Raw genomic sequence first — 12,502 nt, 5'->3', positions numbered from 1 at the left:
GACCGGAGTTTATAATGATGACATTAAATAAAATATGTTTTTGCATTCTAAAAATAATTTGTACCTTTGCACACCCTTTTAGGGGAAAATTATGTTTAATCTTTAACTAAAACGTGTGAATACATTAAGTTACAAAACTGTTTCAGCGAACAAAGCTACTGCTAATAAAGAATGGGTTGTGGTAGACGCTGAAGGACAGCCGTTAGGAAGACTAGCTTCTACGGTTGCAAAGATTTTGAGAGGTAAGCACAAAGCAAACTTTACACCTCACGTAGATTGTGGTGATAATGTTATTGTTTTGAATGCTGGGAAAGTAACTCTTTCCGGAAACAAGTGGAACGATAAGACTTATATCTGGCATACAGGTTACCCTGGAGGTCAAAAGTCTATGACTGCAGCTGAACTTCAAAAGAAAGATTCTTTAAAAGTATTAGAAAAGTCTGTAAAAGGTATGTTGCCAAAAAACAGATTAGGATCTGCTTTATTAAAGAACCTTTATTTATATGAAGGAACTGAGCACAAACATGAAGCTCAACAGCCTAAAACAATTAATGTTAACGAATTTAAATAATTAATTATGTCTATAGTTCACAAAATCGGAAGAAGAAAAACTTCTGTAGCTAGAGTTTATGTAAAGCCAGGTTCTGGTGTTATTACGGTAAACGGTAAAGATGCAAAAGATTATTTCTCTACAGACGTGATGGTTTACAAGTTGAACCAACCGTTTATCCTTTCTGAAACTGTTGGTCAGTATGATGTTACCGTAAACGTATTCGGTGGTGGTAATACAGGTCAGGCAGAAGCTATCAGATTAGGTATTTCAAGAGCTTTATGTGAAATCAATGCTGAATTCAGATTAGCTTTGAAGCCAGCTGGTTTACTTACAAGAGACGCAAGAATGGTTGAAAGAAAGAAACCAGGTCAGAAAAAAGCAAGAAAGAGATTCCAATTCTCAAAACGTTAAGAATTGCGGTAAGCTTAAAGCAATATGCAATAAGCTATTTGAACTTATTAAAATTTTTAATCCGCTTGAAAGCTCAGAGCTTAATGCTTACAGCCTAAAGCAAATTGCCCGTTATGTTTAGCATCCAAACACTTCTCCCATCTAAAGAAGTTGTTGATTGTTTAAAAGACGGAAAGTAAACTAACAAAAACAGAAAACATGGCAAAAGCAAATGTAAAAGACCTTTTAGAGGCTGGTGTACACTTCGGTCACATGACTAGAAAGTGGAATCCAAATATGGCTCCATACATTTTTATGGAGAAAAACGGTATTCACATTGTAGACTTACATAAAACAGCTGTTAAATTGGATGAAGCGTGCAGCGCTTTAGAAAAATTAACTTCTGCAGGTAAAAAAGTTCTTTTCGTAGCTACTAAAAAGCAAGCGAAAGAAGTAGTTGCAAAGCATGCTGCTGAACTTAATATGCCTTATATTACAGAAAGATGGCCGGGTGGTATGTTGACGAATTTCGTTACAATCAGAAAGGCTGTAAAGAAAATGAACTCTATCGACAAAATGAAAAAAGACGGTACGTTCGAAACTTTATCTAAAAAAGAGAGATTACAGGTAGACAGACAAAGAGCGAACTTAGAGAAAAACTTAGGTTCTATCTCTGACATGGTTCGTCTTCCTTCTGCAATCTTCGTTGTAGATATCATGAGAGAACATATCGCTGTAACTGAAGCTAAGAAATTAGGTATTCCAGTTTTCGGTATTGTTGATACAAACTCTGACCCAAGAAAAGTAGATTTCGTTATCCCAGGAAACGATGATGCTTCTAAGTCTATTGATATGATCTTAAACATTGTTTCTGAATCTATCAAAGATGGTCAGTCTCAAAGAAAAGCTGATAAAGAAAAATCTAAAGAAGAAGGAGAAAAGGTATCTGCTGAAAAAGATGCTGATTTCGATGCTGAATAATTAAAGATTTTCTTTAATATAGGAAAAACCACTAAGAGTAATCTTAGTGGTTTTTTGTTTTTGATAGAGTATACTTAAACTTTTAACTCTAAATATTTAATCAGAAAGCGTAATATTATATGAGCCTGTAATAAATTTTGTTTTTTGATAAACCGAGTTACAAAGCATACCTGAAAGATTATAATTCTGGTTCTTCAAAACCATTGCAGAACCTATTTTTCCTGTTCCAATAGGGATTTTTTTGAAATAATTATTTCCGCTTATGGTAAGAACCATATTACATCGGGAGTTATTTTCTACTGTAATTGATGTTTTTGGTTCACCTGAAGAATCATTTAATAAATCATTTAAAACAGCAGCAGTTTCCGGTTTATATGTTTTTATGAGTGTCTGGTACTCTCTTTCAGTTTGAGATATAGAATTACCCACATTTCCTGTATTTCTTGTAGGATATTGATTTCTCACAGGATAATTTGTATTATAATTAGCGTTGCAGCTTCCTAATATTAATGCAAGTAGCACTCCGGAGAAGGGGAACAACTTTTTCATATCACGATTTTTTAAACGTAAATTTAAGTTTTTACTCTTTAAGGTATTCTATTTTTTTCTACAGGATTATTCAATGTTATTAATACTCCTTTTTTTATTTCTTTTTTTGAACTGTACAGTAAATCACATACATTACTTGTCAGTATATAATCTCCTTTTTTTACTACAATAAAATTTTCTCCGTGAGCGGGGACAGCTAAATTATAAAAATCTTTACCTTGAATTCTTACAATAATATTACAATCCGAATTATTTTTGCATAAAAGTATAGCTTCCTTACTGCTAATATCTTCGTTGAACATTGCATTGAGAAGTTTTACCGTTTTGTCTTTGTGTTCCGTGCTGTTTTCTGTAATTAGCCGTTTAAATTCTTCTGCATTGCCGGAATTTCTCATTACACTGCTGGGTATATCTGTAACGATAGGCCGTGCTTCCATAGGTTTGGAATTTTTTGCTCCTTTTGTCCAGGCTTCATTTTTTAAAGCAATAAGTTTAGGCTTTAATACAATTTTTTTTGGATCTTCCGGGTGTGTTGAGTTTAAATAGGCTTCAATTTCTGCAATATTTGTACTTTTTAGGATGTTTTTTGCGCTTTTTTGAGCATAAACAATACTTGGAACTAAAGCTAATAGCAGGAAAGTAATAGTCTTTTTTCTCATTGATAATATGTTTTTATTAGATTTAAATTTTCATTTAAACCCTTTAATAGAGATGTGCTTTTAGAAGGCTGTAAAGTTTACGCCTTATCAGTTTTAGGGTTGGGAATATTAACCTTACACTGTAAAGTAAGTTGAATTTTTTATAGAGAAAGGATGAGGGATTTTTTTCATGTGTGTATTTTCACTGTTTAATTAATTCGAAATTTTATATATGTGATTGTTTTTCCTTTTGCAGAAAACAACTCTTCATAATAAGTTCTGATATCTCTTAAGTGAGGCGTGTTAGGATCATATTCCGGAGCTCCATAAATGTCGTGATGAGCGGTAATGATCTCATAACCTGCACCTTGTAAAAAGCCTAAAGTATAGCCATGCAAAAATTCGGAATCTGTTTTTAAGTGTATGATTCCTCCCGGTTTCAAGAACTTCTTATACCTGTCTAAAAAGTCGGGATGAGTAAGTCTGTGTTTTGTGCGTCTGTATTTGATCTGAGGATCGGGGAACGTAATCCAGATTTCATCTACTTCGTTTTCAGCAAAAAAATTATCAACCAATTCGATTTGAGACCTTAGAAAAGCCACGTTGTTCATCCCTTTTTCAACGGCTTCTTTCGCTCCAAACCAAAACCTTGCACCTTTGATGTCGATTCCGATAAAATTCTTTTCGGGGAAAGTTTTGGCTAAACCTACAGAGTATTCTCCTTTTCCACAACCTAATTCAAGCACAATCGGATTTTCGTTTTTGAAGAAATCTCTTCTCCAGTTTCCTTTAAGTTCGAAAGTTTTTAAAGCTTCTTCTCTTGTTGGTTGAATTACGTTTGGTAATATTTTGTTTTCTGCAAATCTTGCCAGTTTGTTCTTGCCCATGATTGAAAAATAAAATCCTGCAAAAATAACAAAAATAGGGGATATCATATTGCTTTTTAAAGTTAAAAAACGGTATGATAAGCGAAAAATGTTATTTCTTTACTGAACTTCCTAAAGCAACTATCAACGGCTTCTGAATTGTTTTCTGGGAAGCATATTGGGAACCGCAAACTATGCTGGTAAATAAATAGTCTCCTTTTTGTACTACAATAGAATTATCACCATGTGCAGGAACCGGGAGCCTGTATTTTGTAGTTCCGACACCTTCCATTCTTACAATAATATTGCAATCAGATTTGTTTTCGATCATAACAATGCACTCTTTTGCATAAGGATCATTATCGAATAAAGAATTTAATATTTTTACGGTTTTATTTTTATGTTCCACAGGATTTTCGCCCATCAGCATATTAAATTCAGAGGCTTCTGCATCAGGTATTGCTGCTACGGTAGTTGTAACAGCAGGAGTGGCAATATAAACATTTTGCGATGCACTTGGTGTATAAACCACAGCTGACTGACCTACCTGTAATTCTCTTTGATATTTTGCGATCTGTTTCTGTTTGATAATGGCATTCATTTCATCAAAAGTAATTTTTGTAGAAGGTCTTCTTTTCAGCATGGCAAGCCATTCCTGCATTTGTTTTACTTTTGAGTCGTTTGGAGGAGCATTTTTGATATATTCTTTCATCATTTCCATCACTCTTGGCTTTAGAACCGATCTTCGGGGATCATCAGGATGGGCATCTCTGAGGAAAGCATTTATTTCGTAAATGCTCTTACTTTTTAGAATATTGCTGTAATCTTTACCTCTTTGCTGGGCAGAAAGACTTACAAATAAAATTACACTAAAGAGTAGAAGTATTTTTTTCATTCACACTAATGTTATGTTAAAGGTAATTCTTTTTTCTTTAATATGCGTTTTGGTTATTAGTGTTTAAGGCTTTAACGTGAGATTGTTGTTTTTATTTTAAACACAAAATTGTGATATAAAATTAAACATATTTCCAATATGTAAGCAAAATGTGCTATATAAAATTCTATGTAGCACATTTTTTAAATTAATGAGGTATTTTTTATTTTATAACATCTTGAAGATGAGAATTTCTAAGCCTTCTTTGATAAATAGGTAAATATTTTTCAATTGGGATTTTTACTGCTTCGAAATTACCCGAATTAATATATGGCTCAATATTTTCTGAACTATAAACAAATTGTAGGAAATTGTCAATCAGGTTCTCAGGTATTTTAAACCTTGTAAAGTAATCTTTTCCTAAATAATTTTTAATTTGAGTAACAGAGCTATTCATTTTTTCGTAGGCAATATAACGTTGCTTTTTCTTGCGTTCCCCGGAAAGGATATCATAGATACTTTCTAAACTGAAGGTAAGTCCGCCGTCTCTAAGCCCTGCCACTGGAAGCACCGGTGAGTTTCCGTCACCTTTGGGCTCCGGTAAGCCGATTACCTTTTTGATAGCTAATGCTTTATCTTCTTTTCTTAAAGAATTCACATCATACCTCAGATTTCCTGTAGGTCTGAATCTGTTGATAACAACTTCCTGGATGTCGTGATATGCAATTTTCAACTCAATGAAACTTCTTGTTTCAAACATTTGCGGAGTAAGTTTTATGTCTTTCCTTTCAGTGACGATAGACGTAAAACGGATAATATCACCCGGATTTGCCTGAAGATTAAAATCTCCGTTGTAGTCTGTAAGAACAGTTTTCTGTGTATTTAGATTCGTTACATATACCTGATTAAGATATAAAACCGAATTGTCCCTTAGAAATACCTCTCCGGAATATATTTGTGCATTAACTTTAGCTAGAAAAGTCAGCAGCAATAGAGTAATAAGTTTCTTCATATAATAGGCAAAATTACATAGAAATGAAGGAATTTATACCTAGTTAATTAGTGAAAAGTGGTTAAAGTTATATTAAACTTTTATGTTAAACTGTTAATGAATGTTATAAGTATCAATCTTGCCATTAAAATTATGACAAATGTTTATTGGTAAGATTTGATTATCTGTTTTTTACTAATAGCCAGCTTGAATATTTTACCTTTGTAAGAGAACCAAATTCTGTCCAGCTGATGAAGTACCAATAGGTTGCTGTATTCACAGGTCTGTCTTTCATGTTTCCATCCCAGATAAAATTGTTTGAGGGGCTTCCTCTGAAAACTTCTGCGCCGTATCTGTCAAAAATTCTAAATTCTACATTATCTTTTGTCATTAATCCTGAATAATTAATAGTATCGTTATGACCATCTCCGTTTGGAGTAATAGTATTAATTAAATTGATGATAGTGAAAGGTCTGTCAACTACGGCACATTGCTGAGAGTCTCTGACATAAATAGTATGACCGCCCCTTTGTACATTGTAAAATACATTTGTACTTTGCCAGGTTACTCCGTCCAGAGAATATTCATATGGAGGCTGGCCGCCGCTTACCCCGATAGTCACCGTTGTTCCGTCGATGTCAATCGAGGTAATTACTGGTAACGGTGATTCGGTCACATTTACATATTGTCTGTAAACACAGCCATTGAATGTAAGATCTACCCAATAACTTCCAACGGCAACATTATCAATAGAAGAGGTTGTAGCACCTGTATTCCATAAATAAGCCTCAAAACCGGGACCTGCATTTAAGGTTGTTTTTGCTTTTGGACAAATAATTTTATCTACTAAAATATCTGATTTTTTAGGTTTTTTAATGGTAATGCTGATTGAGGCAATTTCAGGGCAGGCATTAGGTTTTTCAAATCTTATATAAATAATTTGAGTTCCTGTAATATTTACAGGGCTGGTAATTGGAGAAATATTGTTCTGGGCATTCGCCAAAGTCCCAAAAAAACTATACGTAACAGTTGGGTCTGTAGTAAATTGAGAGATAAACTGAACTAAATCTACTGACGCAGTTCCATCAAGATCATCATCACATATGGATGTAATTACAGAGTTTTTTATCAAAGGTAATTTTGCGCCGATACTGAAAGTCAAAGGCTGAACAACAGGAGGACATCCGTCAGGAGAGTCTACTCTTATATAAATAGTTGTAGTTGCCGTGTAGCTCCAGTTGCTAGGAAGCGTGTTGTTATTTCCTGAATTGGCATCTGCCAAGTTTGCATAATATCTTATATTAGTAAAATAAGTTGGGTTATTCAGGACGATAGGAGTGATGTTTGAAAGATTTACCGTAACGATTCCGTCCAAATTATCATCACAAAACACTCCATTATAGTTTTGCACGATTACAGCAAGACTAAATAGATTAAGGGTGATCTGAGCAATTGTTTTGCATCCTATAGGGTTTTTGACTACGGCATATACAATGGTTCCATTGGCTGCTGTATATGCGGTTGGTGTTGTAATTAAAGCCGCAGCGTTCTCATTTTGAGCATCAATTAAAGTAGGATAGTACGTAATTGTTACTGGCGAATTATTAGTAACATTTGCTGTTGACAGATTAAAAGTTCCCTGTCCGTTCACATTACAAGCATTCAACGTTACGTTTTGTACTGTGAGAGCTTCGATATTAATCGTAACAGTCACTGTTTCGCAATCCGTAAAATCCGGATCATCTCCACAAAATGTATAGGTAAATGTATCTGTACCAGTTGTTCCAGGGTTATTTACAGTATAAGTAATTGCTCCTGTTGTAGTATTAATCGTTGCCGTTCCCAATGTTGGCGGTGTTGTAATCGCTACTGTAGAAGGTACAGGTGTCTGAGCCGAGCTGCTGAAAGCTGGGGTAATTGTTTTATCCACACAAACGTCATAAGTTGCAGTGCTTTGCTTCATACAGTTCAGAACTTTATACTGAGCTGTTATAAGCGGCGCGCAACTTCCCATCGTTACCGCACAGGTGTAATAACCGGATTGTGTCGGGGTATAAGAAGGATTTGTAGCTCCCGCAATGATTGCCCCATTTCGATACCATTGATAAGCGTTATAAATAATTGGATCAACGGTAAGTATAATTCCCGGAACACATTCCCCGCCGGATTTTAAAATAACCGGTTGGGTTGGAAACCCTGCAAAGAAGCCCCCGTATCCTACAGCATCACTTCCTGCTGTGATACCTGCGGTAATGGCTTTGTCTGAAGCTATAGTAATTGTTCCTGTCACATTAGGAATTCCGTAGGTAACCCAATTCAGGGTTCCTATCATGCTGAAAGGCCCTGTGGAGGCTGGAGGAGTAACTCCATTGACGGTTACTGCTGCGCCACGTTCTGTAATTAAGTTTAATTTAGTCGGGATATTTAAAATTCCAGAAGGATTATTATTTGAATGAACGAAGTTTTCATTAATTAAGCCCAGTTCATCAATCTGTTTTGGAAGATAACAGTTTAAAGCCGGAATAAAATTAAATCCTCCTGTAGCTGTATCATTTCCAGAACCTGCACTTCCCGCGAGAATCTGATAAACATAAGCATTTTTCGAAGTTCTTATATATAAATTATAATGCCCGCTTCCCTGTAGCTGATATTTTAAATCCGGAATAACATAATATTGCCCTGTATTCAGAGTCGCAAGAGCTGCCGTTTCGTTATTGACAAAAATCTGGGTATTGTCCTCTGTAGCGATGACGATAGCTCCCTCCATATGAGTTCCGATATTTCCGTTACCTTTTACCAGGGCAAATTCGCTTCCCAGCCTTTCTACAGGGACTGCCTGATCCATTAAAATATCCGAGCTTGAAGGGAAATTTCCCGCATATTGTCCGTTAAAGTTTCCATTTGTAACATTTATAGGTTTGTTGGCTACAATTTTAGCTCCGATAAATCCGTCAGAGTTTCCGGAAAGGTTTCCGATTCCGTCGATGATATATGACTGCCCTTTATTTAAAGTGAAAGTCATTGTCGGGTTGGTAGCTCCTGTTGTTCCGTTTGAAAATTGAGTTGTGGGCTTATACCCAGAAATCGTAACAGTAGTATTGTCTTCGGTAGCCAATACACTTGTCATGAAATTCAGAATTTGATTAAGGGCTGTAACCGGAGCATTTGCTGCGTGAAAAACTTTCCCTGTTGACGGAATTCCTTTAGATGTAATTATTTCAGCGTGATTATATACTGAAAATCTTAAATTAGCATAAAAAGGAAAGTCTGCTTTTAAATATAATCCTTTTGTGATGGGGGTAAATAGATTTGCCTGTTGACTAGTGATAATATAGGTTCTCAATACATCAAATTTCTGGGGATTACCTTTGCTGATATTTACGGTTCCGATCAAGATATTATTATTATAAATGCTTACAGGAAACGGTGTTGTACGGTTTGTAGATAGATAGAGCTTCTGAAACGGATTTGGATTTCCGGTTCTGTCAATCATGGGCGCAAACCAATGTTCTCTATCTAATTGAGCAAAAGTGGTAGAGAAAATATATAATATAAGAAAAAAGGATAAAATTTTCTTCATTCAGCAGTTGATTTATCACAAATTTAATAATAAAAAGTATTAATATGTTGAAAAAATAACAAAAAACCACGATTTTAAAATCGTGGTTTTTATATAGTTATTGATAAATACTTATTCTCTGTTTTTTACTAAAATCCAACCTGTGAATTTTATAGGAGTTTGTTTTTTATTTGGTTCGCTCCAGCTCACGTCATACCAATAGCTTCCGGTAGAAACTTTTTTGCCATTTCCGACGTTTCCTGACCATTTATAGTCATTGCTTTTATCTCCCTGATAGATTTTGGTTCCGTATCTGTCGTAAATACTGAATACAAGATTTGTTTTACCCGCTAAAGCCGAATAATCAAGTACGTCATTTACCCCGTCACCATTTGGAGTGATTACGTTGATAATATTCGGGTTTGTATAATCTACTTCAATAGGCTCACAGTCATAAGCATCTTTTACATATACTACTCCGATGCCTCTTGGGACTTCTGTAAAGATATTAGAATCTTGCCAGTGTATATTATCTAAAGAATATCGATAAGGTGCTGATCCACCAATTACAGATACTGTAAGATTAGTGGTTGAAATTTCAATGCTTGTAATAACCGGCTGTTCTGCAGGATACACTTTTACAGTTTGTCTTGTGATACAGTCCCCTGTTTTTAGATTTACCCAATATGTTCCTACACCTACGTTTGAAATGGTCTGAGTAGTTGCTCCTGTGCTCCATTCATAGCCATTGAATCCTGGACCGGCGTCTAAAATAGTTGTATCTTCCATACAAATAATTTTATCTGCCAAAACTGTTGATTTCACTGGCGGAAGTACTACAAGTGTAACTTCTGCAATTCTATAACAGCCGTTAGCGTTGGTCACTTTCACGTAAGCTACACCATTTGGAGCAATATAGTTTGCCGGATTTGGTATCTGGTTTGTACCGTTGTGTGCATCTGTCGGAGACGGGAAATATGTCTTAGTAATTCCTGTTTGTGAAGTTACCAATGCTGCTGTAAGGTTGAATAAAGCCGTAGCGGGATTTGATTCAATGAAACAAGATCTTAAAATTGCATTTGTAACAATTGGGCTTTCAGAAATTGTTAAATTTAAAGTTACTTCTTCACAATCTGTAAAATTTGGATTATTTCCACAGAATTTATATTTAATCATATCCGGACCAATATATCCGAAAGTTGGGGCATAACTGATAACTCCGTTGGCAGGATCTATTACAGCATTTCCATTTGTAGGAGGTGTAATGATGGTTACTGTACTTGGAACTACTACCTGTGTTGAATTTGTAAACTCCGGAATGATTGTTTTCACGCCATCACAAACTGTTTCATTTTTTGTAGTTTCCACTAAACATGTATATGCTTTATATACAGGTGTCGTAATAGGAGGACAAGATCCAACCGTAATTTTTACAGTATAATTTCCGGATTGTGTGGGTGTGTATGAATTGGCATTAGCTCCCGGAATAGCAGTATTGTCCCTGTACCATTGGTAAGAATCAAAGCTGTCATCTACTTCGAGTACGATTCCCGGAATACAGTCTCCTGTTTGTTTTGCAATTACCGGAATTGAAGAGAATCCGGCGAAATATCCACCATATCCTACAACACCACTACCTCCGGAAATACCGGCTGTAACTGCTTTTGATGATGTAACGGTAACGTTTCCTGTAACTCCCGGGACCGAATAAGATACCCAAGACGTTGTTCCTAAAACAGGGTAAGGTCCTTGTGAAGCAGGAGGCGTAGCACCATTTACCGTAACTGCAGCTCCTGTTTCTGTCAGGATATTTAGTTTAACGTTGTTTGTAGTAGGAGGAAGGATGTTGATCATCCCTATTTCATCAATTTTTCTCGGCAAGTAGCAGTTCAATGGCGGGATATAGTTAAATCCAATGGTTGCATTACTTGCTGCAACTCCTGCCAACAACTGATAAACATATACATTCTTTGAAGTTTTAATGTACATATTATAATGTTCATTACCTTGATTGATGTAGTTATTATTATTCGTTTTGTTGACTCTGTAATACTCTCCTTCATTAAGGACAACTGCAGGTGTCGTTGAGTCATTAATGAAAACCTGTGTTCCGCCTTCTGTTGCAACAATTATGGCATCTTCCATTTTTTCACTGATGTTTCCGTTTCCTTTTACCACGACAAATTCATTTCCTAATCGGTCTACAGGAACAGATTGATCCATTACAATATCAGAACCATCAAAAGATCCCGTCAAAGCAAACTGTCCGTTGAAATTTCCATTGGTCACAGAAATAGGTTTGTCAGATTCTATTTTAGCTCCCATAAAACCATCTTTATTTCCGACACTGTTTCCCATGCCTTCAATAATATAAGATTGGCCTTTGTTTAATGTAAAAGTAAGGGTAGGATTAGTAAGGCCTGTATTTCCATTGGTGAATACCACATCAGGAGAATAATCTGAAACCGTAACGGTAGTATTGTCTTCGGTTGCCATAATGCCGGTGGTGAAATTCAAAAGAGGAGAGGTTGTTCCTACGGTAATATTTTCAATTGGAGAAACTACTGCATAGAATTTTGTTCCGATTCCTGCTTTTCCTTTCGAGGTTAAAATTTCACCGTGGCTTGTCACTGAGAATCTGAAGGTGGCAAAATAAGGTTTCGTCCCTTTTGTATACAATCCTTTGTTTATAGGGGTAAATAACTCTGATGAAGCTGATGTAATGATTGTATTCAAAGGAATAGTAAATGTCTGTGGGTTTCCTTTGCTGATAGTAACGGTACCAATGACGGCATTATTACTGTAAATTTCTACAGGAAACGGAGTTGTAGAATCTGTAGAAAAGTATAAAGCCTGTTGAGGGCTAGATAGAACACTTGATCTTGCTGCCATCGGTGCAAACCAGTGTTCTGTGTCTCTTTGTGCAAAAACAAAGAGTGGTATTGACATGAAAATCAATACAAAACTCAGTAAAAGTTTTTTCATAAAATCGGGAATTAGGATTGGTGCAAAAATAAAAGAATATTTAAGACTTTTAAGAAAAATTTTCAAAATAATTTAAAAAAAATAATAAAAAAACCACGATTTGATAATCGTGGTCC

10 protein-coding genes are annotated in these 12,502 nt (G+C 35.5%); 3 read left to right on the top strand and 7 right to left on the bottom strand.

Annotation, left to right across the window (positions count from 1 at the left end):
- Nucleotides 1-115 precede the first annotated feature (115 nt).
- From rplM to rpsB, 3 genes are all read left to right on the top strand, one after another.
- The gene (gene rplM / locus ACM39_RS15590) at nucleotides 116-571 is read left to right on the top strand and encodes a 50S ribosomal protein L13 (RefSeq protein ID WP_034678947.1); all 456 of its coding nucleotides are present in this window, start codon (nucleotides 116-118) and stop codon (nucleotides 569-571) included.
- Nucleotides 572-577: 6 nt separating this feature from the next.
- Nucleotides 578-964 carry a 30S ribosomal protein S9 gene (gene rpsI, locus ACM39_RS15585; RefSeq protein ID WP_048511960.1) on the top strand — a complete coding sequence of 129 codons (387 nt, stop codon included), beginning with the start codon at nucleotides 578-580 and terminating at the stop codon, nucleotides 962-964.
- A gap of 198 nt (nucleotides 965-1,162) precedes the next feature.
- Nucleotides 1,163-1,924, top strand: coding sequence for a 30S ribosomal protein S2 (gene rpsB / locus ACM39_RS15580; RefSeq protein WP_048511959.1), 762 nt, complete (start codon nucleotides 1,163-1,165; stop codon nucleotides 1,922-1,924).
- A 96-nt stretch (nucleotides 1,925-2,020) separates the two neighbouring features.
- Here rpsB and ACM39_RS15575 read toward each other — a convergent pair whose 3' ends face one another.
- The 7 genes from ACM39_RS15575 to ACM39_RS15545 all read right to left on the bottom strand — a co-directional run bounded on the left by ACM39_RS15575 (nucleotide 2,021) and on the right by ACM39_RS15545 (nucleotide 12,386).
- Nucleotides 2,021-2,473, bottom strand: coding sequence for a DUF6759 domain-containing protein (locus ACM39_RS15575; RefSeq protein ID WP_048511958.1), 453 nt, complete (start codon nucleotides 2,471-2,473; stop codon nucleotides 2,021-2,023).
- A 38-nt stretch (nucleotides 2,474-2,511) separates the two neighbouring features.
- Nucleotides 2,512-3,132, bottom strand: coding sequence for a DUF6759 domain-containing protein (locus tag ACM39_RS15570; RefSeq protein ID WP_048511957.1), 621 nt, complete (start codon nucleotides 3,130-3,132; stop codon nucleotides 2,512-2,514).
- Between the two features lie 188 nt (nucleotides 3,133-3,320).
- Nucleotides 3,321-3,998, bottom strand: a complete 678-nt coding sequence (gene trmB / locus ACM39_RS15565; RefSeq protein ID WP_048511997.1) for a tRNA (guanosine(46)-N7)-methyltransferase TrmB — start codon at nucleotides 3,996-3,998, stop codon at nucleotides 3,321-3,323.
- Nucleotides 3,999-4,089: 91 nt separating this feature from the next.
- Nucleotides 4,090-4,872, bottom strand: coding sequence for a DUF6759 domain-containing protein (locus ACM39_RS15560; protein ID WP_048511956.1), 783 nt, complete (start codon nucleotides 4,870-4,872; stop codon nucleotides 4,090-4,092).
- Nucleotides 4,873-5,074: 202 nt separating this feature from the next.
- The gene (locus tag ACM39_RS15555; RefSeq protein WP_048511955.1) at nucleotides 5,075-5,863 is read right to left on the bottom strand and encodes a hypothetical protein; all 789 of its coding nucleotides are present in this window, start codon (nucleotides 5,861-5,863) and stop codon (nucleotides 5,075-5,077) included.
- 160 nt (nucleotides 5,864-6,023) lie between these two features.
- A complete protein-coding gene (locus ACM39_RS15550) occupies nucleotides 6,024-9,422 on the bottom strand; it encodes a T9SS type B sorting domain-containing protein (RefSeq protein ID WP_048511954.1) in 3,399 nt (1,132 codons plus the stop codon).
- A 111-nt stretch (nucleotides 9,423-9,533) separates the two neighbouring features.
- The gene (locus ACM39_RS15545; protein WP_048511953.1) at nucleotides 9,534-12,386 is read right to left on the bottom strand and encodes a T9SS C-terminal target domain-containing protein; all 2,853 of its coding nucleotides are present in this window, start codon (nucleotides 12,384-12,386) and stop codon (nucleotides 9,534-9,536) included.
- Nucleotides 12,387-12,502 lie beyond the last annotated feature (116 nt).

The sequence above is a fragment of the Chryseobacterium sp. FH2 genome, from assembly GCF_001045455.1.
Taxonomy (GTDB): domain Bacteria; phylum Bacteroidota; class Bacteroidia; order Flavobacteriales; family Weeksellaceae; genus Chryseobacterium.
Note: the sequence above shows the minus strand (reverse complement) of the source record. Positions and strands in the feature narration are given on the sequence as shown.